This window comes from Rhizobium sp. WSM1274 (assembly GCF_025200775.1).
In the GTDB taxonomy this organism is placed as follows: Bacteria; Pseudomonadota; Alphaproteobacteria; order Rhizobiales; family Rhizobiaceae; genus Rhizobium; species Rhizobium leguminosarum_I.
Genome location: NZ_CP104138.1, coordinates 4,595,001 through 4,615,782 on the forward strand (window position 1 = coordinate 4,595,001; position 20,782 = coordinate 4,615,782).

At 58.8% G+C, this 20,782-nt stretch carries 11 protein-coding genes, 1 tRNA gene, 2 rRNA genes and 2 pseudogenes; 12 read left to right on the top strand and 4 right to left on the bottom strand.

All coding sequences use genetic code 11. From position 1 onward, the window contains the following. Positions 1-534 precede the first annotated feature (534 nt). The 3 genes from N2600_RS22635 (at position 535) to N2600_RS22645 (ending at position 4,002) form a co-directional block, all read left to right on the top strand. Positions 535-3,405 (top strand): 23S ribosomal RNA (locus tag N2600_RS22635). 260 nt (positions 3,406-3,665) lie between these two features. Continuing rightward, a 5S ribosomal RNA gene (gene rrf, locus N2600_RS22640) occupies positions 3,666-3,780 on the top strand. A gap of 145 nt (positions 3,781-3,925) precedes the next feature. Continuing rightward, positions 3,926-4,002: transfer RNA gene (locus N2600_RS22645), tRNA-Met, on the top strand. Positions 4,003-4,244: 242 nt separating this feature from the next. Here N2600_RS22645 and N2600_RS22650 read toward each other — a convergent pair. Then, positions 4,245-7,625: pseudogene (locus tag N2600_RS22650) on the bottom strand (DEAD/DEAH box helicase). Positions 7,626-7,747: 122 nt separating this feature from the next. Next, positions 7,748-8,139 (bottom strand): annotated as a pseudogene (locus N2600_RS22655) (GNAT family N-acetyltransferase); the annotation flags it as partial. Positions 8,140-8,448: 309 nt separating this feature from the next. Between N2600_RS22655 and N2600_RS22660 the strand changes: the two are divergent. Beyond that, positions 8,449-9,231: a helix-turn-helix transcriptional regulator gene (locus N2600_RS22660; protein WP_260297449.1), complete on the top strand. Its 783-nt coding sequence runs from the start codon at positions 8,449-8,451 to the stop codon at positions 9,229-9,231. A 15-nt stretch (positions 9,232-9,246) separates the two neighbouring features. Here N2600_RS22660 and N2600_RS22665 read toward each other — a convergent pair whose 3' ends face one another. Beyond that, entirely contained in the window at positions 9,247-9,567 is a 321-nt protein-coding gene (locus tag N2600_RS22665) for a hypothetical protein (protein WP_260297450.1), read from the bottom strand. A 386-nt stretch (positions 9,568-9,953) separates the two neighbouring features. Between N2600_RS22665 and N2600_RS22670 the strand changes: the two genes are divergently transcribed. From N2600_RS22670 to N2600_RS22690, 5 genes are read left to right on the top strand one after another with little or no spacing between them, the layout of a single operon-like run. Next, positions 9,954-10,976, top strand: coding sequence for a UDP-glucuronic acid decarboxylase family protein (locus N2600_RS22670; RefSeq protein ID WP_260297451.1), 1,023 nt, complete (start codon positions 9,954-9,956; stop codon positions 10,974-10,976). A 1-nt stretch (position 10,977) separates the two neighbouring features. Next, complete coding sequence (gene galE, locus N2600_RS22675; protein WP_260297452.1) at positions 10,978-11,961, top strand: UDP-glucose 4-epimerase GalE; 984 nt, start codon at positions 10,978-10,980, stop codon at positions 11,959-11,961. After that, positions 11,958-13,826 carry a glycosyltransferase family 2 protein gene (locus tag N2600_RS22680; protein WP_260297453.1) on the top strand — a complete coding sequence of 623 codons (1,869 nt, stop codon included), beginning with the start codon at positions 11,958-11,960 and terminating at the stop codon, positions 13,824-13,826. Before galE ends, N2600_RS22680 begins: the two co-directional genes overlap by 4 nt. Before the next feature lie 37 nt (positions 13,827-13,863). Continuing rightward, positions 13,864-14,385, top strand: coding sequence for a DUF995 domain-containing protein (locus tag N2600_RS22685; RefSeq protein WP_222385693.1), 522 nt, complete (start codon positions 13,864-13,866; stop codon positions 14,383-14,385). Positions 14,386-14,389: 4 nt separating this feature from the next. Then, positions 14,390-15,361, top strand: coding sequence for a glycoside hydrolase family 26 protein (locus N2600_RS22690; protein WP_260297454.1), 972 nt, complete (start codon positions 14,390-14,392; stop codon positions 15,359-15,361). A gap of 78 nt (positions 15,362-15,439) precedes the next feature. Here the strand turns inward: N2600_RS22690 and N2600_RS22695 are convergent, their stop codons facing one another. Then, a complete protein-coding gene (locus N2600_RS22695) occupies positions 15,440-16,726 on the bottom strand; it encodes an ABC transporter substrate-binding protein (protein WP_260297455.1) in 1,287 nt (428 codons plus the stop codon). A gap of 145 nt (positions 16,727-16,871) precedes the next feature. Between N2600_RS22695 and N2600_RS22700 the strand changes: the two genes are divergently transcribed. The 3 genes from N2600_RS22700 to N2600_RS22710 are packed head-to-tail and all read left to right on the top strand — an operon-like array spanning position 16,872 to position 20,778. Continuing rightward, entirely contained in the window at positions 16,872-17,906 is a 1,035-nt protein-coding gene (locus N2600_RS22700; protein WP_222385690.1) for a LacI family DNA-binding transcriptional regulator, read from the top strand. Positions 17,907-17,914: 8 nt separating this feature from the next. After that, positions 17,915-19,771, top strand: coding sequence for a DUF2264 domain-containing protein (locus tag N2600_RS22705; protein WP_260297456.1), 1,857 nt, complete (start codon positions 17,915-17,917; stop codon positions 19,769-19,771). After that, complete coding sequence (locus N2600_RS22710; RefSeq protein WP_260297457.1) at positions 19,768-20,778, top strand: hydroxyacid dehydrogenase; 1,011 nt, start codon at positions 19,768-19,770, stop codon at positions 20,776-20,778. The genes N2600_RS22705 and N2600_RS22710 overlap by 4 nt, the downstream gene beginning before the upstream one ends. Positions 20,779-20,782 lie beyond the last annotated feature (4 nt).

Genomic DNA, 20,782 nt, shown 5'->3' on the forward strand with positions numbered 1-20,782 from the left:
GACGGGCCGGCCAATGATGGCCGACGGCCTCTGGCCTGTATTTGGATCGTTGCTGGCGGCGAAAAAGATATCCTTTGAAGAAATAAAAGTTTTGCATCGGCTTATGGCTGCTGCGTGTTCTGCATACATTGTGAAGAGAAGATTGATCTGGAGGCTTCCAGGTGTTTTGGGTTTTACCCAAGGCGTCCGAGCCCAGTTCTGATGATCCCATGAATGGCCTAGCCGGCCGGATATGGGTGAAGGACTGGAGGTAGGAGGAAGCTTGTCACTCTGGATCGTTTGTTGTTCGTTGCCTTTGGGCTTCGTCTGATGAACGATCGGATTACCGTTGCCTGACCGCGCGGTATCGGATCATATCTCGAGAAGCTGGTCTTAAGACAGGCTGCAAGCGAGCTGCTCGGCGTAGCTCCAATAAAGCAGACCTGTCGAACACGTTAATGGCATTGTTGGATTGACTGGGTTGTAAAAGGTAACCCGGTCTGTTGCCGTTCCTTTGGAACGGGCAACGAGACGATGAGCATTGGCAATGAGAACGATTAAGTGTCGTAAGGGCATTTGGTGGATGCCTTGGCATGCACAGGCGATGAAGGACGTGATACGCTGCGAAAAGCCGTGGGGAGCTGCGAATGAGCTTTGATCCATGGATCTCCGAATGGGGCAACCCACCTTAAATGCTTGGGAATCTGGCGCCGCAGGCGCCGCGAATAGTGAGTAGCGAATAGTTTTTAAATTCTATTCGCTATTCGCTAACAACTATTCGCTGCGTCGCAAGGCGACGCCAGGTTCCAAGCATTGTGATAAGGTATCTGCACCTGAATACATAGGGTGTAAGAAGCGAACGCAGGGAACTGAAACATCTAAGTACCTGCAGGAAAGGACATCAACCGAGACTCCGCAAGTAGTGGCGAGCGAACGCGGACCAGGCCAGTGGCAATTGTGATTAAAGTGGAACGCTCTGGAAAGTGCGGCCGTAGTGGGTGACAGCCCCGTACGCGTAGATATCATGATTGTCCTAGAGTAGGGCGGGACACGAGAAATCCTGTCTGAACATGGGGAGACCACTCTCCAAGCCTAAGTACTCGTGCATGACCGATAGCGAACAAGTACCGTGAGGGAAAGGTGAAAAGCACCCCGACAAGGGGAGTGAAATAGAACCTGAAACCGGATGCCTACAAACAGTCGGAGCCCGAAAGGGTGACGGCGTACCTTTTGTATAATGGGTCAACGACTTAGTGTAACAAGCAAGCTTAAGCCGGTAGGTGTAGGCGAAGCGAAAGCGAGTCTGAATAGGGCGATTTAGTTTGTTGCATTAGACCCGAAACCGAGTGATCTAGCCATGAGCAGGTTGAAGGTTGGGTAACACCAACTGGAGGACCGAACCCGCATCTGTTGCAATAGATTGGGATGACTTGTGGCTAGGGGTGAAAGGCCAATCAAACTCGGAAATAGCTGGTTCTCCGCGAAATCTATTTAGGTAGAGCGTCGAGCGAATACCCCCGGGGGTAGAGCACTGGATGGGCTATGGGGACTCACCGTCTTACTGATCCTAACCAAACTCCGAATACCGGGGAGTACTACTCGGCAGACACACGGCGGGTGCTAACGTCCGTCGTGAAAAGGGCAACAACCCTAACCTCCAGCTAAGGTCCCCAAGTCATGGCTAAGTGGGAAAGGATGTGAGGATCCCAAAACAACCAGGATGTTGGCTTAGAAGCAGCCATCATTTAAAGAAAGCGTAACAGCTCACTGGTCTAAATAAGGGTCTTTGCGCCGAAAATGTAACGGGGCTGAAGCCATGCACCGAAGCTGAGGATGTGTAGCAATACACGTGGTAGCGGAGCGTTCCGTAAGCTGATGAAGGGAGACCCGTGAGGGCTCCTGGAGGTATCGGAAGTGCGAATGTTGACATGAGTAACGATAAAGAGGGTGAGAGACCCTCTCGCCGAAAGACCAAGGGTTCCTGCTTAAAGTTAATCTGAGCAGGGTTAGCCGGCCCCTAAGGCGAGGCAGAAATGCGTAGTCGATGGGAACCACGTTAATATTCGTGGGCCTGGTGGTAGTGACGGATTGCACAAGTTGTTCTGGTTTATTGGATTATCAGGGCAGCGGAGCGGTTCCAGGAAATAGCTCCACCGTATAGACCGTACCCGAAACCGACACAGGTGGTCAGGTAGAGTATACCAAGGCGCTTGAGAGAACTATGTTGAAGGAACTCGGCAAATTGCACGCGTAACTTCGGAAGAAGCGTGACCCCATGGTAGGCAACTATTATGGGGTGGCACAGACCAGGGGGTAGCGACTGTTTATCAAAAACACAGGGCTCTGCGAAGTCGCAAGACGACGTATAGGGTCTGACGCCTGCCCGGTGCTGGAAGGTTAAGAGGAGAGGTGCAAGCTTTGAATCGAAGCCCCAGTAAACGGCGGCCGTAACTATAACGGTCCTAAGGTAGCGAAATTCCTTGTCGGGTAAGTTCCGACCTGCACGAATGGCGTAACGACTTCCCCGCTGTCTCCAACATAGACTCAGTGAAATTGAATTCCCCGTGAAGATGCGGGGTTCCTGCGGTCAGACGGAAAGACCCCGTGCACCTTTACTATAGCTTTACACTGGCATTCGTGTCGGCATGTGTAGGATAGGTGGTAGGCTTTGAAGCGGGGACGCCAGTTTCCGTGGAGCCATCCTTGAAATACCACCCTTATCGTCATGGATGTCTAACCGCGGCCCGTCATCCGGGTCCGGGACAGTGTATGGTGGGTAGTTTGACTGGGGCGGTCGCCTCCGAAAGAGTAACGGAGGCGCGCGATGGTGGGCTCAGACCGGTCGGAAATCGGTCGTCGAGTGCAATGGCATAAGCCCGCCTGACTGCGAGACTGACAAGTCGAGCAGAGACGAAAGTCGGTCATAGTGATCCGGTGGTCCCGCGTGGAAGGGCCATCGCTCAACGGATAAAAGGTACGCCGGGGATAACAGGCTGATGACCCCCAAGAGTCCATATCGACGGGGTTGTTTGGCACCTCGATGTCGGCTCATCGCATCCTGGGGCTGGAGCAGGTCCCAAGGGTTTGGCTGTTCGCCAATTAAAGCGGTACGTGAGCTGGGTTCAGAACGTCGTGAGACAGTTCGGTCCCTATCTGCCGTGGGTGTAGGAATATTGACAGGATCTGTCCCTAGTACGAGAGGACCGGGATGGACATATCTCTGGTGGACCTGTTGTCCTGCCAAGGGCATAGCAGGGTAGCTACATATGGACGGGATAACCGCTGAAGGCATCTAAGCGGGAAACCCACCTGAAAACGAGTATTCCCTATCAGAGCCGTGGAAGACGACCACGTTGATAGGCCGGGTGTGGAAGTGCGGCAACGCATGAAGCTTACCGGTACTAATAGCTCGATCGGCTTGATCGTTCTCATTGACTATGCTCATCGAACAAAGTTCGATGTGCCAGACCTTTGTCCTGACGCGCCATGGCGCTGCGGACGGCCCGCCAAACGATTGGCGACGGCCTCTGGCCTGTATCGGTGCCACAAGCACCCGCAGCCGGAAGAGGTTCCAAAAGACGTGTTCAAAACCAGCGAAAGAGAACCAAATAGCGCTATTCGCTATTGGCTACTCCCTATTCGCTCCAAATCCAGCTTCTCAAAACAACAAAGTTGCGCTTTGCCGACCTGGTGGTTATGGCGGGGTGGCTGCACCCGTTCCCTTTCCGAACACGGCCGTGAAACGCCCCTGCGCCCATGGTACTTCGTCTTAAGACGCGGGAGAGTAGGTCGCTGCCAGGTCTGCAAAACGCAACTTTGATAAAACAATCTTCTCTAAACAAAACAAACGGCCCATGCCGTCGCAAAAGGGCCGCTCACAAGCGGCCCTTCTGCGTTGAACAGACAGACAAGAAATACCATATTTGCCATAGGCAAAATAAAATGGCGCGGGGTGGAGCAGCCCGGTAGCTCGTCAGGCTCATAACCTGAAGGCCGCAGGTTCAAATCCTGCCCCCGCAACCAAACAAATAGCCGCCTTCAGGGCGGCTTTTTGTTTGGTAACGGGTCGAGGGTTTAATGCCTAATCAGCGGCCCGCAAGAAGGCAAAGCCGACGCAGCGGGACAGAAAACTACAAATCCTGCCCCCGCAACCAAACCTTCCCAAATACACATACGCAAAAGCCCGCCTCCTGCGGGCCTTTTGCGTTTCTGCTTACCGCTGGGTCGAGGCAGGCATCCGTCGGGCAGCAATTGGATCCGATGCTTCAGTTCAATTCATTCCGGGCCAGGAATTCGGCCGCCTGAATTGTCTCCAGGGCGCTCGCTGTCGCCCGGAAATAAGGCAGGCCTTCCCAGAGGTTGCGATCGCCGACGATATAGAATCGGCGCTTGGCGCGCGTCAGGGCAACGTTCAAGAGGTTCGGCTTCGAGGCGGCCCAGCTGGCCGCTCCGCTATGGTCGGCATCGGCGCCGAGCACCATGAAAACGATGTCTTCTTCCTTGCCCTGGAAGGTATGCACCGTGCCTATCCGATCCCGCAGCCACCTCGACAGTTTCGGTGGAGGCGAGCGCGTATTTCCGTTCCAATCGACCCAGGCTGCATGGGCCAGAGCCTGCTTCAGACTGTTCTTGACCTCCTTGAACGGCGAAATGATATAGAGATCAGGCAATACGCCGTCCCGGCGACAGGTGGCGGTGAGGAGATCGACGATGAAGTCCGTCTGTTCTGGAACGGCCTGTTTGCCGGCTACCCTTCCCTTGACGTCGATCCAGGCACTGTCGCCATAAAACGGTGGAGCATCGCCGGCGGGCCGGCGCTCCTGCAGTCCGAAGACCATCTTGTTCTGATAGGCGATCTGGTTGGCAAGGCCGAACATCGGATCGATGCAGCGCCGATGCACCCTGAGAGGGCTGCCGATCCAGAGCCCGTCCGCCTCCTCGCCCGGAACGGTCGTTCCATAGCGATTGGCGGCATCCGCCAGCATCTGCACCGACGCCCTGTTCGGCGAATATTGTCCTGCGGCGGTGTGGGGCGAGAGAGCCGAGGTGGCGGTGATCAGCACGCTGGGTAGCGTGAAGACCGGCTCGATTTGCTGGGGATCGCCGATCACCATGACACGGCGCGCCCGCAACAAGGCCCCGACGGCCGCCTCCGGCACCGCCTGACCGGCTTCATCGATGAAAACCCAGCCGATCGAGCCGGCTTCGAGACCGCGGAACTGCCGGGCGAAGGACGCAAACGTCGTCGACACGATCGGAACGATCATGAAAAGGCTCTGCCAGATCAAGGCAATGTGCTCGCCATCGACGGGACTGTTGTCGGAAAGCAGTTTGCTGATGGCGACGATATTTCCCCCAAAACCCCCGCCCTTCCTGCCGACCTCCGCCAGCCACGCTTCATGCAGCGTCAAAGCCGCTTCCAGCAATGCAGAACGCAGACCTGCCAACTCGTCTCGATGCCACAGACCATCAATCTGGAAACGGTCGGCCTCGAGATCGGAGAGATGCCTGGGTACGGTGGGATGATCGAGAATCGTCCCGAGACGATCGAATTCCTCTCTCTTCCTAGACCAGATTTCCCGTTGCGATCCTAGCGCCCGCTCGGCCCGTTGATGTCCCCGCAACGCTCGCTTCAGCGCAGGTCCATGGACTTTCGCAAGACGACGCTCGCATTCCGCCAGGGCCTTGCGCAGTTCCAGCTGCTTGCGCGCGTTGGCAACGACATCTTGCCGATGCTGCCGGGCAGGATTGGCCGGCAGCACTTTCTCCCACCACGCAGGAGCGCTGCGCTCTAGCAGCTGTTCCTCCTCCTTCAGATGAGACAATCCTTCCCTGATACCGAGCATTTCGGCCGCGACCATGTCGCAGCGATCTTGTGCGCGCCGAAGTTCCGCCGCGGCCGCCCTAACCCCTTCAAGCGCCTCGCGGCAGAATACATCTGGCGAAACCAGCGCGATTTCATCACAGAGATCGGCATAGCGCGCATACTGGCCGATCTTGTCGCGAACCACCTCATCGGCGGCATGAAATGCCGCCGCTGCCTCGGCGAAGGTTGGTCCCTCATAGCCTTTTAGCCATTCCCAGATGGTCTGTGGCTTATCGGCGCCGGACCAGCCAGGTTTTGGCCTTTCGGCGATCTCCATGAAGGCGAAACGTTCCTTGAAGGCTCGACGGTTCCGGGCGTTGCCGAGCGCACAGGCGATCAACCCCCATGGGCGGTCGCCGTCGGAGAGCTTGACGGCAGCTCCATTGTCCTTCTGGCAAGCGATCTTGTGCGCGACCGTCTGCAGATATTGGAATGAAGATGTCTTCCCAATCGAACTTCGTTTGGGAAGGTCGCGCGAGATATTCTCCACGGCGGCGTTGTTGGACGAAGCGACGACCATTTCGAATCCCGAAATAGCCGGGATCAGCGCCGATATCGAGGCGGTGCTCCGGTCCGTGAAGATGGCTCGGCGCGGCGAGCCGTCGAAGGCATCGCGCGCCGTCTTCAAGAAGGCCAGGACGCGGGCGCGCCGAACGATATTATCCGCGAACATGTCGCGAAGCAGGGTCGTCTTTCCCGTCCCTGGTGGGCCGTTGACCGAGAACAGTCCCGTTTCCGAAAGGTCGCCGATGGCCGAATTGATCGCGAACTACTGCATGAGGCTCATCGCCTGGTGAGGTTCGCTGAGCCAGCGTCCGCGGTTGAGATTTCCTGGATGCAGGGCTTGAACGATCGCCCGGCGTCCATCCTCCGAGTAGAGGTCGATCCGCTTCTCTTGCGCAGGCGGCGTGAGATATTGCCTGAGCGGCTCGGGAATATCGCCGTGTTTGACGCACGTCATCACCCGTTCGATATCCTCTATGAAGAAACTGTTCAGGATCCCGATGTCTTCTTCAACGTTTGCACTCTCCTCCTCCTCGTCGCCGGCATCGAGCGCATTGCTCTCCTGCGGTGGCGGCAAGGAGATGATTTCAGGTTTCACCACCCTGTCTCGGTAGCGTATTTCAACAGCAGCGATGGGTTTCTCTTGCTTCGAGGAAAAGCCGGCCCAATCGCAGAGCAATTCATGCAGCGTCAGGATTTCGGCGGCATCGATCGGCTGACCGTCGGGATCCTCGTCGGACGAAGATCTCAGATGCCGTTGTGCCCGAAAGTTTTGAAGCAATTCCGAAAGCTGCCTCTTGCCGTCGGCAAATGCCTCGTGGCTGAGTGAGGAGAGGCCGGATTTCCGCACCCGCCCCAGAGCCCAGGGAAGCGTGGAAACGGAAAATGTTTCGAACAACGGCTGCCCAAAGGGGGAGAGCTGCAGGCTGGCAAAGCAGGTATCGCCATCGAGATCGCCGCGTTCGGCATCCTCATACTCGTTGCTATCGGCCGCAACGCAATCGAAGTGCCTGCGGATATCGGCAATTTCGGATTTGCTGAAAACGCCGAGGAACAGGGTGAAGCCCGTGATCTGCTTCTCTTCGGGTATCGCTGGGCGGTTGAGTGCGGCGCCGTCATCCTCGAGCGTTTTCGCATGCAGCCAAAAAACGCTTCGGCCTTCATTGGAGGCAATACGACTGGAGAGATCGTAAGGAATGAAGAACTCGATTTTGTGCCAGAAATCCAGAATGGCGAGAAGCCGTTCTCTTTCGGCGCCGTCTGCATTCATCTGCATGAGTTCTCACTGAGGCGTTGCAAAAATAGGCTCGCGCTTGTTTTAGCAACGATCGCAGCTCGAAATCAAAGTCCATGGCGACTGCGCGCCCCGAACGCATTTCCGCACATGGCAAAACCGCGTCAATGCAGACGCGATCGGCGTCGCTCGCCGAGCGCCGTCCCCGGTTCCAGCAAAGCCATGGTCGCCGTCACGACATCCGTCTTGCCAGCGGCGGGCTCGGCGATCGAGCACCGCCGGCATAATCAAGCGCGGCCGGATCGTCCGAATACAGGTCCTGGATTTGCGGCAAGACGGCCCCTTCCGCCAGCCGTTTGCTGGTTGCAAGAGCGATGCCAAGTAACGCGCCTGGATAAGATGCGGCCCGATCTCGCCGACCCGGCGGACAGTCTCTACAGCTCGCTGATATTGCAGGGCAAGCTGCGTGTCGCCAAGCCGCATCTGGATCGGTGTAGGATCGGGCCCGCTGGCTCAGTGAGGCCTTGGCAGTCAAGGACCCTGTCAGCTTGCCTCGGCCACGCTGCATGACGAAAGTATGACAATTTGTACTGAAATATTACATTAAGCTGATCGTCTATAGTCAGAGCAAATATAGCCTTCAAGTATCTACCGAGTGAAAATGCAACCAAAGCTTTGTATTATATGGTTTTTCGTCTGCTAAAACTAATCACTTTGGGCCATTTCCTTCCTTCTCAATCCGTATTAACATAATTAAGAAATGTCTAAAAAATAAGGCGATGACATCCGGGACCGACATTTCATACTATCTAATACCCGCCATCGCTCCACGTTTGAGTAAAGTGTAACGCTAGGGGAGGCGTATATGTTCATGACAGGCTCTGGAATGGAGAATACTGACCAGGGGAGGAAGTTGAATACGTCTGGAGATACTATACTAGTAGTGGCAAAAGCGGATTTATTTTCGGAGTGCATGGTGGAAGCACTGGCAAAGAAATTTCCGAATTGTGAAGTAGCAAGCATAACGAGCATAAAGCCAATGCTGGAAAAAGATACCAGCGAGATTAAGCTTGTTTTATTCTATCATATACCCGGCCCCGAGCTTCATGAGGCGTTGCAGGCTGCGCGCGAAAACCACCCTGAAACCTCGATCGGGCTTGTTGTCGAAGCGATCGACATGCTCGAGCCCTACGTCAGCCGGCTGGTGGAGGCAAGGATCATCGATGGTGTCCTGCCGCTCAACCTGCGGCTCGACGTCTTCATGGCCGCTGTGGATTTACTGATGAAGGGCGGCGAACATTTTCCGTCAGCACTTCTCAACCGTCTCAACAACAAGAACGCCCAGCTGGAACCTTCGCTCTATCAGGCAAAATCGGTCGATGCGGCCCGCAACAATGCGCTCAAGCTGAGACGCGACAGCATCTCTGCTTTGACCACCCGGGAGGTTCAGATCCTGGATCTCATCTGCAAGGGGACGCAGAACAAGATCATCGCCGACAAGCTGCATCTTTCCGAAAACACCGTGAAGGTTCACGTCCGCAACATCTACAAGAAGATGAACGTCCGGAATCGCACGGAAGCGGCATCCCGCTTCTTCAATGAGCATCCCGCGGGCGAAGACGACATGTCCGGCCGGTGGCGCAATTGATATAACGCTTTTGTTTCAGATAGAAGGACGCGCAAAGCAGCGCGACTTCTGTCCGAAGCCGCTTGGAGAGCAGATATAAGGCGCTGAGCCGTGATAGGCGACAGCGCGGGCCGTTACTCCGGCCGGGCGCTCGGCGTGATTTTCCGGATAGGCGTAGGCCCTCGAGACGCGCGGAGCGTCGGCCACGACGATATTCTTCTTCGCGACGACAGCGATATCGTCATCAACGAGCGTGCAAGCCGTTTGTCCGATCGCCATAAGCGTCGTTCCTCCGACGAACATCGCCAAGCGAAGACACCAGCCTTTTAGCTGCGCTGCACCTTGTTTTTTCAACATAGCCCAAACCCCTCGCATATGGCACTTCCGGATGCAAGACCGGCCGTGCCGTTGAGCTCCGCCGATCTCCCGACTTCCCTCGTATATTAGCGGCATTGAGTGAAGCTTGAGAGGTGGATGAGAGGTGTATTGGCGGTAAAACATTGAAGTGATTAATCATTTGTTATTTTTAAGTATACTTTCGTAACTATTTCGGATAACTGGAGTTTTTCAAGTTGACCCCGCTAACAGTCGTTGTATTATTTTACTAGTAATTCGGTTTCCGAAGAGTAACTACAAAGTTATTCATGTATGGACGCTCAGTTTGATGAATATCCATAGCGGGTAACGCAGGCATGCAGTGCATGAATAAAACAAAAGACTAAATACCTGGGAAGGGGTTTGTAATGCGTAGTTTCGTTCCCAACGAAGGCACTTCTAAAGTATCAGGCATACCGGCGCTCCAAGGGCGACGCACCGTTCTTGTGAATGGCGGGGGCGGCTTCCTCGGTTCACATCTCTGCGAAAGGCTCCTGCAGCGCGGCCACAGCGTCACATGCCTCGATAATTTTTCGACCGGCCGCCGTGCGAATGTCGCTCATCTTGCAGCGAACAACCGCTTCCGCATCGTCGAGCACGATGTTAGGCAGCCCTTCGATGTCGACGCGTCGCTCATCTTCAATTTCGCCTCCCCCGCCTCTCCGCCCGATTATCAGCGGGATCCTGTGGGAACGCTGCTCACCAACGTGCTTGGCGCCGTCAATACCCTTGATTGCGCGCGAAAGACCGGTGCGATCGTCGTCCAGTCGTCGACGTCGGAGGTCTATGGCGATCCGACCCAGAGCCCGCAGCACGAATCCTATTGCGGCAATGTCAACCCGATCGGACCGCGCGGCTGTTACGACGAAGGCAAGCGCAGCGCCGAAACGCTGTTCTTCGATTACCACAGGACTTACGGTGTCGACATCAAGGTCGGCCGCATCTTCAATACCTACGGACCGCGCATGCGCCTGGACGACGGGCGGGTGGTTTCCAATTTTATCGTTCAGGCCCTGCGCAATGCCGACCTGACGATCTATGGTGACGGTCAGCAGACCCGTTCTTTCTGCTATGTCGACGACCTCATTGAGGGTTTCCTACGTTTTTCGGCTGCCGGCAGCGCCTGCAACGGTCCGATCAACCTCGGCAACCCAGCCGAAATGACCGTTCGGCGTCTGGCGGAAATCATTCGAGACCTGACGAACTCGCGTTCCCGGATCGTCCACCTGCCGGCGGTCACCGACGACCCTCGTCAGCGGCGGCCGGATATTTCCCGGGCCATGGCCGATCTTGGCTGGAAGCCCCGCGTCGGGCTCGAAGCCGGCCTGGCTCGCACCGTCGAATATTTCGACGGACTGCTCGCCGGCACAGAGAAGGCGGAGGTCGTATGAGATGCCCCGCTACATTCTCGTTACCGGCGGCGCCGGTTTCATAGGCAGTCATATCTGCAAAGCCTTGTCGCGCGCCGGCATGATCCCCGTCACCTACGACAATCTCTCAACGGGACATGCCGACAGCGTCCGCTGGGGCCCGCTCATCCGGGCAGAGCTTGCCGACGCCGCCACGCTGCGCCGGATCCTTACAGAGTTTTCGCCCGATTGCGTCATCCATTGTGGCGCCAATGCCTATGTCGGCGAATCCGTCGACATGCCCAGGAAATACTACCGGAACAATGTCGTCGGCAGCCTGACGCTGCTCGAGGCCTGCCTCGATCAGGATATCGAGCGGATCGTTTTTTCGAGCAGCTGCGCCACCTATGGCGTTCCCGCCTCGCTGCCGATTCGGGAGGAAAGCCCGCAGCACCCGGTCAATCCCTATGGGCGCACCAAGTTGATCTTCGAGATGGCGCTTGAGGATTTTGCCGCTGCCTACCGTATCCGCTTTGCCGCGCTGCGTTATTTCAATGCGGCCGGCGCCGATCCAGATGGCGAGCTTGCCGAGCGCCATCACCCCGAGACCCATCTCATCCCTCGTGCCCTTCTTGCCGCTGCCGGCAGGTTGGAGCGGCTCGATATCTTCGGCACCGATTATGCGACCGCGGATGGAACCTGTGTTCGCGATTATGTTCATGTCAGCGATCTCGCCCAGGCGCATCTCGCCGCCGTCAATCATCTGATGGCGGGAGGCGGCTCGCTCAGCGTCAATCTCGGCTCCGGCCGGGGCACTTCGGTACGCGAAATTCTCGAGGCGATCTATCGCGCGAGCGGCCGTGAAGTCCCCGTGAATTATCGCGCTCGCCGCGCTGGCGATCCGCCGATCCTCTTTGCCAATACCGCAAGGGCGAAAGCGGAACTCGGCTTCGCGCCGGTCTTGTCGGATATCGATACGATCATCCGCACCGCCGGCCCCACCTTCGGACTGGAGATGAGGGCATGAGCGACGCACTGCAAGTCGGTCACAGCGCCAGGACGGCGAAGGCCGCCACAGCTGATGCATTCGATCCTGTTTTCACCGGCTGGAACCGCGTCGCCTATGCCTTCGGCATCCTCTGCTGGCTGGCAGCACTCGGTTATTTCTGGATCTGGTGGTGCCAGTCCGCCCATATTATTTCCTCGGCGGCCTTCGTGCTCATTACCCTCGTGCTTGCCTGGATCACGCTGGTACCGGCCTATTTTATCCTGATCTTCCTCGACGCGAGAACGGTCAGCGCTCGGGCAGGGCTGCCGGAAGGGCGGGTGGCAATGGTCGTCACCAAGGCACCGTCCGAGCCCTTTGCCGTCGTTCGCGCTACGCTTCAGGCGATGCTCGACCAGATCGGCGTCGATTTCGATGTCTGGCTGGCCGACGAGGACCCTTCGGACGAAACCACGCGCTGGTGTGCGGAGCACGGCGTGCTGATCTCCACCCGAAAGGGTGTGGCGGAGTATCATCGCACCGCGTGGCCGCGTCGGACGCGTTGCAAGGAAGGCAACCTCGCCTATTTCTACGACCATTTCGGCTATGCACGCTATGATTTCGTCGCCCAGTTCGATGCCGACCATGTGCCGACGCCGACCTACCTCCGTGAAGTCCTGCGCCCCTTTGCCGATCCCGACATCGGTTATGTCTCCGCTCCCAGCATCTGCGATGCCAATGCCGGCGCAAGCTGGGCGGCGCGCGGCAGGCTCTATGCCGAGGCAAACCTGCACGGTTCGCTGCAGATCGGTTACAACAATGGCTGGGCGCCCCTATGCATCGGTTCCCATTATGCGGTCCGCACATCAGCCCTTCGCCAGATCGGCGGCCTCGGCCCCGAACTTGCCGAAGACCATTCGACGACGCTGATGATGAATGCCGGCGGCTGGCGCGGCGTGCACGCCGTCGATGCGATCGCCCATGGCGACGGACCAGCGAACTTCACTGATCTCGTCGTCCAGGAATTCCAGTGGTCGCGCAGCCTCGTCACGATCCTGCTGCAACATTCCCGCCGCTACATCATGGACCTGCCCTGGCAACTGAGATTTCAGTTCGTGTTCTCGCAGCTGTGGTATCCGCTCTTCTCCGCCTTCATGGCCGTGATGTTCCTGCTGCCGGTTGCCGCCTTGCTGACGGGCCAGGTCTTCGTCAATGTCACCTATCCGGATTTCCTGCTGCATTTTGGGCCGATATCGATCGTGCTGACGCTGTTTGCCTTCTTCTGGCGGGCCACGGCAACCTTCAGGCCGCACGACGCGAAACTGTTCGGCTGGGAGGGGCTTGCCTTCATCTTCCTGCGCTGGCCATGGTCGCTTGCCGGCAGCCTCGCAGCGCTTCGCGACTATATCAGTGGCTCTTTCGTCGATTTCCGCATCACGCCGAAGGGAAGGCAGCAGCAGCGGTTTTTGCCGCTGCGCGTTATCGCGCCCTATATCGGGCTCGCCGGCCTTTCCGCCGTCGCAATGATGTTTGCGACCGATGCCGCGGCCGCCCAAGGTTTTTATGTTTTCGCCATGATGAACCTCTCGGTCTACCTGTCGCTGACGGTGCTGATCGTCGTTCGCCATGCAGTCGAAAACGATCTGCCGCTGCTGCCGCAATCGCGCGGGCTGTGGCTTGCGACAGCCACCGGGCTTGCGATTTTCGTCGCCGGCGGCACGCAGGCGGGGAGCCACGGCCTGCGCGGCCTCGAAGCTCTTTCGCACGGCCAGACGTTCGTCAGTTTCACCGAAACGCAATTTGCCGTGGCCGGCGCGGGCCTCGGCGGCGGCAAGACCAGGATCGTGAAGTTCCGCCTCAGATGGAATGGGTTCGGAAGCACGGGACGGGACGAACAAGGTGTCTGAGCCGGCGGAACCGGCAAGTATCGATTAGGAGGATGTAATGAGTATCGGATCGAAATTATACGGAGCGGCGCTCGCTTTGAGCCTGTGCCTGCCAATGGCGGCACACGGCGCAGAGGTCGCCAAAACGAAAGCGCCAACGCCGGTCAGCGCCTATGAGCTCTATCGTATCTACGGCGACAAGACCTGGACCTGGAACACCGGCGGCGGCCGTTTCTTCGACGATGGCCGGCGGTTCGTCGCCTGGAGCAATGACAAGGGGAAGCCGTCCTTCGCCGAAGGCAGATGGGTGGTCGACGATCTCGGCCAGCTCTGCATGCGTGCCACCTGGACGAATGCCGAGGGTGCGGCCCGCGCCAGCACCTGTTTCGGTCACCGCAAGATCGGCAACACGATCTACCAGCGGCGCCAGCCAGACGGCAATTGGTACGTCTTCCGCCATGCATCGGTGCTCCCGGATGACGAGTTCCGCAAGCTCGTTCCCATGGATACGGTGAGCGCGAAGGCGCGTGAACTGAAGCAGGTCCTGCTGAGCCAGGAAATAGCCCGAAAAGGAGGGTGAAGCCATGAAGAAGCTAATGAAAAACAACCTCTCGACCACCGCGATCGCGTTGCTGTTGTTGTGTGTCGCGGAACTGCCGGGCCGAAGCGAAGTGCAATATGCGGGCATTGCGCCAAATCCGGCGGCGGCCGTGCAGACGATCATCGACAAGCGCCCCGTCGTTCATGCCGCCGGCATCAAGTTCGGGGCCTACGATCCGCACGGCGATTTCGGCGCGCAGGTGAATGTCGCGACCGAAGCCCTGTTCCTGCCGTGGGAGGACGTCGACCTGGAAACCTTGCGGGTCGCCGATGCCTATGCGCTGGCGAGAGGCCGCAACCTGCTGATCACTGTGGAGCCGTGGTCCTGGGACGTCGACTGGCGGCTAAGCTCCGCTCAGCTTCGCGCCAAGGTCCTGCGCGGTGATTACGATGTCAACATGCGTTCGATCGGGCATATGATATCCGAGCTGAAAAGCCCGGTGATCGTCCGCTGGGGACAGGAGATGGAGGACAAGTCAGGGCGGTTTTCCTGGTCCGGCTGGAGCCCGCAAGACTATATCGCGGCCTACAAGCGGATGATGGACATCGTTCGCAAGGAGGCGCCCGGCACAGAGCTCATGTGGTCGCCGAAGGGAGAGCCTGGCCTTCAGGCCTACTATCCCGGCGACGATTATGTCGATCTCGTCGGGCTCTCTGTCTTCGGCCTGCAGCGCTACGACGAGCTTGCCTACAAGGAGCACCGGACGTTCTCGGAAGCGCTGAAGCAGGGCTATGATCTCGTCGCCGGCTACGGAAAGCCGATCTGGGTGGCGGAGCTCGGCTATGAAGGCGGCGACGCCTATATCAGGCCGTGGATCGAAACTGCCACGTTGAAGCAGAGCGCCTTCCCGAATCTGCAGGAAGTCGTCTATTTCAACGACCGGGATGTGCAAGCATGGCCGTTCGATCTCGGCCGGCCGGATTGGCGCGTGGTCGAAAACCTGGGCAGCAACTGATAGTCTGGAAAACAGAGGCCTGAAAAACAGAGAGGCCCGCCGGGGTGTTGCGGGCCTCTCCTCATGTCGGGCGACCGATCATCCCTTGATCGTTGCCTTACCCTCTTCGATGAGCCGGGTCGCCGCATCGGCGGGCGAAATCCGTTCGAAGGCGAGTTCGTCGCAAATCGGGCGCAGCACGCGCTGGTCGAATTGGGTTGCTCCCATCGGCACCGGCGGCGGATACTCACCGACCTGATCCTTGAGCAGGTTCACGTATTTGACCGTTTCCTGCTCTGTCGGGTTGAGTTGCGGCAGGATGGCTTCGCGTACGGCAGGCGACATTGGCACACCGCGTTCGACACCCAGAATCTTGCCGGCTTCGGGATCGTTGACAAAGAAGCTGATGAATTTCGCAGCAGCTTCGCCCTGCTTGGTCGTGGCGCCCACACTCCAGATCAGTGCCGGACGGTAATAATGGCCGGATGGACCGCCCTTCTTTTCGCGCGGCAGCATTGTGATGCCGAGCTTGTTCTTGATGATCAGCTGATAGCCGATCATCTGGTTGGAATAGGCCATGCCGATCACCGATTTGCCGAGACCAAGGCAATTGGTGTCGATCGTGTTCTGATCGAGCGTCTGCACGTCGGCAGCAACGGTGCCGCCCGCCTTGCGCAGTTTCTCCCAGTAGTCGAACCATTCCCTGGCATCGTCGGCCGCGAAGCCCAGCCCAACACTTTCTCTCGCAAAGAGGCTTTTGCCGCGCTGGCGCAGCCAGGCATCGAACACATAGGCGTAGCGCGCCGCATAGGGGCCGCCGCCCTTGCCGGAAGACTTGGCGAGTTCGACGGCGAGCTTGGCGTACTCATCCCAGGTGAGGTCGGGCGTCGGCAACGGGATGCCTGCCTTTTCGAATTCGACCGTGTCGAAGAACATCGAGAAGGAGTTGAGGCCGAGGCCAACACCATAGAGCTTACCGTCTATGGTGGTCAGTTTCAGCATGTCGGCGCCAAAGGACTGAACGTCCAGCGTGGAGGGGACGAATTCATCGAGCGGCAGGCAGGCGCCGCGCTTCGAATAGTCTGAGATCGTTCCCGGCTCGAGTTGGAAGATGTCGGCGATCGAGCGGCCAGCCATCTGCGTTGCGAGCTTCGTCCAGTAGCCGTCGCCCGAAAGCGATTCACCGACGATAGTGACGCCAGGCGTTTTCGACTGATAGAGCTTGGCAACCTCGATCGTGCGCTTGGCGCGATCGTTGGATCCCCACCACATGGCGCGCAGTTGAGCCCCTTCGGCAAAGGCCGGAATGGCGCTTCCGGCGCCGAGAGCGAGGCCGGCGGCCGCACCGGCTGAACCCATCAGAAATGAACGGCGATTGACCTGCATGCTAATCCTCCTTGTCCCAATTGCCCGCTGCCATCCTCCAATGGCGTTATCGGGCACTTCGGTAAACAGATTACGCAAAAAAAAATTTATTGCAAGAAGCAACCATTTTCTTGCAAATTTGCATTACTTGCATAATGTTTGCCATATGAATGACCAAAAGATCAGACGGCCGCGGCAGGCCGATATCGCTACATTGGCCGGCGTCTCCGTCTCCACGGTGTCGCGCGTGCTCGCCAACGAACCTGGCATCAGCGAAACCGTCCGCCGCCAGATATTGAAGGTGGCAGCCGAGCACGGCTATCCCGTCAAACCGGCTTCCGAAGCCGTTGCCGGCGGGCTGGCTTTGATTGCCAGCGACGGCGTCACCGGCACTCTCAGCGTCTTCTATGAAGCCATCGTCGACGGCCTGCGCGCCGGCGCTGCCGAAGCCGGCATGCCCTTCGACGTCCGGCTGGTCCGCGAGGATCGAACCACCCCGGATGCCGTGCGCGACTATATGCAGACGGCAGGCGCTGAAGGTCTCTTTCTCGTCGGCATCGATCCGAACGAGATGCTGCGTGGCTGGCTGCAAGCCAGCATGACACCGACCGTTCTTGTCAATGGCACTGATCCAACGATGCAGTTTGACGGTGTTTCGCCGGCTAATTTCTTTGGTGCGTACGAGGCCACCCGTCGGCTGACCGAAGCCGGGCATCGTCGCATCCTGCATCTGAGCGGCTCCCACCGCCACACGATCCGCGAGCGCGTGCGCGGTTTCGAGGCGGCGATCGCCGCCGTCCCCGGCGCCGAGGGCCGTCTGGTGTCCTTGACACTTCAAGGCAGCGCCATCCGCGAGGCACATGAACGCACGGCAGAAGCACTTGCCGAGAATGCCGGTTTTACCGCCGCCTTCTGCATGAATGATTTCATCGCCGTCGGCGTGCTCGAGGCTGTCACCGAGGCCGGCCTGCGCGTGCCGGAGGATTTCGCGATTGTCGGTTTCGACGATCTGCCCTGCGCGCTGATGACCAATCCGCGGCTGTCCACCATGCGCGTCGATCGCTCCGCCCTCGGGCGCGAGGCCGTGTCGCTGATGCTCGCCCGTTTCCGCAACAGGACGGCACCGGCGCGCCACATCTGCCAGGCGGTCATTCCCGTTCCGGGCGGAACTGTTCCGAATCCGAATGCCGAAAACCCGTGAGAGATGCGATGACCTATGATCCCGCCAGCGCCAACCCGCTTGCCGGCAATCCGCTGGAAACCCGCGCCGATATGAGCCATGCCCTGCTTGCGCTCTTCGATCCGCTGCTTGCCTGCTTTTCGAAGGGCAATGCCCGCGTCAGGCTCAATGGCGCCGCTGCTCATTTCGACCGTGCAGCGGCCGATCTCGAAGGATTCGCTCGCCCGCTCTGGGGATTGGCGCCGCTCGGCGCCGGCGGTGGAGACTTTCTTCATTGGCATCGGTTTGCCGAGGGTCTGGCAAACGGCACCGATCCCGCCCATCCCGAATATTGGGGAACGGTCAATGGCCGCGATCAGCGGATGGTCGAGCTTGCCGCTCTCGGTTTTGCGCTGGCGCTGGTGCCGGAAAAGATCTGGGAGCCGCTCGATGCGCGGGCTCGCGGCAATGTCGTCGCCTACCTCAAGCATGCCAGGCAGTTCGACTATGCCGACAACAACTGGAAATTCTTCCGGATCTTCGTCGATATCGCGCTCGATCGTCTCGGCGCCGATTTCGACCGCAGCCTGACGCGGCAATATCTGCAAGAGCTCGAAGGCTTCTATATCGGTGACGGCTGGTACCGCGACGGAAACGTGCGCCGCATCGACCACTACATTCCCTTTGCCATGCATTTTTATGGCCTGATCTATTCGAAGCTAGTCGACGACGATTATGCAAAACGCTACCGCGAGCGGGCGGTCCTCTTCGCCCGGGATTTCCGCCACTGGTTTGCCGCTGACGGGGCGACGATCCCTTTCGGCCGCAGCCTGACCTATCGCTTTGCCTGCGCCGGCTTCTGGTCGGCGCTCGCCTTTGCCGATGTCGAGGCTCTTCCTTGGGGGGAGATCAAGCATCTCTGCCTGCAACATCTGCGCTGGTGGAAGGACAAGCCGATTGCCGATCGCGACGGCGTGCTTTCGATCGGCTTCGGCTATCCGAACCTGCTGATGTCGGAGAGCTACAATTCCGCCGGCTCGCCCTACTGGGCCTTCAAGGCCTTTCTGCCGCTGGCGATCCCCGATGATCATCCGTTCTGGACCGCTGCGGAAAAGGAGCCGGAGCAGGCGCCTAACATAATTTCCCAGCGCCATCCCGGCATGGTGATCATGCGGGCGGGCGGCGATGTCGTGGCGCTGTCTTCCGGCCAGGAAAACCTGCAGATGCGGTGCGGCACGGAAAAATACGCGAAGTTCGCTTATTCCGCTCGCTACGGCTTCAGCGTCGAGGCCGATGAGCGTGCCTTTGCGCTTGCCGCCTTCGATTCAGCACTCGCCTTCAGCGATGACGGGCTGCACTACCGGGTGCGCGAAACGAACGAGGAAGCCAAGCTCGCAGGCGACGTGCTGTATGCGAAATGGTCGCCTTTTGCCGATGTCGACGTCGAAACCTGGCTCGTGCCCGCCGCTCCCTGGCATATCCGCCTCCACCGGATCAGGACAAGCCGGCCGCTGCGGATTGCCGAAGGCGGGTTTGCCATCGGCCGCCGGGATTTCGAGCTGGATACGCTGTCCGCTTCGGATGGGGTTGCCTATGCGATCGGCGAAGCCGATTTCACCGGCATTCTCGATCTCGGCTCTTCGGTCAAGCGTTCGGGGCTCGTCCAGAAGGCAATGCCCAACACCAACGTGATTGTCGCGAAAACCCTCGTGCCGCAACTGCGCGGGCAGATTCCGGCCGGTGAAACAATCCTGGTGACGGCGGTGCTCGCGCTTGACGATCCCGCTGCTGTCTCGTCTGTCTGGCAGATCCCGCCGAAAGCGCCTGACATCGCAGCGCTGGAGTCCCTGGTGAGGGAAAAGGGCGTGACGGTCAGCGCCATTGAGGCGCCGGGACACATGCCATGAGCCAGCCGGCCATTGTCCTTGCCATGCAACCGTCGCGCACCGAATATGTCCTGCCGGATGAGGTCCTGCGCCGGCTGAGCGGCATCGGTCGCCTGCTGGATTCCAAGCCGCTGCAGCGCTTCGACGACGAGCGCGCGAGGCGTCTGCTGGCCGAAGCCGAAATCCTGATCACCGGCTGGGGCGCCCCCTATGTCGGGCCTGAAATCCCCGCCGCGGCGCCGCATCTGAAGCTCATCGTCCATGCGGCGGGCACGGTAAAGGGCGTCATCGACGACGCCATCTTCGAAGCCGGTATCCCGGTCAGCCATTCGGCTGAGGCCAATGCAGTGCCAGTGGCCGAGTTCACGCTGGCGGCGATCATTTTCGCAGGAAAGCGCGTCTTCCGTTTTCGCGATCTCTACGTCGCCGATCGCAATCGCAATCGGACCCATCCGATGCAGCGCGAAGCGATCGGAAATTACCGCCGCACCGTCGGCATCGTCGGCGCGTCGCGCATTGGCCGGCGCGTCATCGAGCTCCTGAAACCCTTTGACTATAGACTGCTGCTCGCCGACCCGACGCTTGATGCCGCTGAGGTAGCCGGCCTCGGAACGGAAAAGGTCGATCTCGATGAGTTGATGCGGCAGGCGGACATCATTTCCCTGCATGCGCCGTCGCTGCCGTCGACACAGCATATGATCGATGCGCGAAGGCTGTCGCTGATGAAGGACGGCGCCACGCTCATCAACACGGCGCGTGGCATTCTCATCGATGAGGCCGCCCTGCTTTCGGTGCTGAAGACCGGCCGCATCGACGCGGTCCTCGATGTCACCGATCCGGAGATCCCGGAGGCGGGCTCTGCTTTCTACGATCTGCCGAATGTCTTTCTGACACCGCATATCGCCGGCGCCATCGGCCTGGAACGGGCGCGCCTCGGCGAGATGGCGGTGGACGAGATAGAGCGCTTCGTGACCGGCCAGCCACTGCTCTACCAAATCCACCAGGCAAATCTCGAAAACATCGCCTGAGGCG

Coding starts and splice junctions, on each gene's coding strand:
- N2600_RS22660 (WP_260297449.1), top strand. CDS start 8,449: ATGTTCATGACAGGCTCTGGAATGGAGAATACTGACCAGGGGAGGAAG.
- N2600_RS22665 (WP_260297450.1), bottom strand. CDS start 9,567: ATGTTGAAAAAACAAGGTGCAGCGCAGCTAAAAGGCTGGTGTCTTCGC.
- N2600_RS22670 (WP_260297451.1), top strand. CDS start 9,954: ATGCGTAGTTTCGTTCCCAACGAAGGCACTTCTAAAGTATCAGGCATA.
- galE (WP_260297452.1), top strand. CDS start 10,978: ATGCCCCGCTACATTCTCGTTACCGGCGGCGCCGGTTTCATAGGCAGT.
- N2600_RS22680 (WP_260297453.1), top strand. CDS start 11,958: ATGAGCGACGCACTGCAAGTCGGTCACAGCGCCAGGACGGCGAAGGCC.
- N2600_RS22685 (WP_222385693.1), top strand. CDS start 13,864: ATGAGTATCGGATCGAAATTATACGGAGCGGCGCTCGCTTTGAGCCTG.
- N2600_RS22690 (WP_260297454.1), top strand. CDS start 14,390: ATGAAGAAGCTAATGAAAAACAACCTCTCGACCACCGCGATCGCGTTG.
- N2600_RS22695 (WP_260297455.1), bottom strand. CDS start 16,726: ATGCAGGTCAATCGCCGTTCATTTCTGATGGGTTCAGCCGGTGCGGCC.
- N2600_RS22700 (WP_222385690.1), top strand. CDS start 16,872: ATGAATGACCAAAAGATCAGACGGCCGCGGCAGGCCGATATCGCTACA.
- N2600_RS22705 (WP_260297456.1), top strand. CDS start 17,915: ATGACCTATGATCCCGCCAGCGCCAACCCGCTTGCCGGCAATCCGCTG.
- N2600_RS22710 (WP_260297457.1), top strand. CDS start 19,768: ATGAGCCAGCCGGCCATTGTCCTTGCCATGCAACCGTCGCGCACCGAA.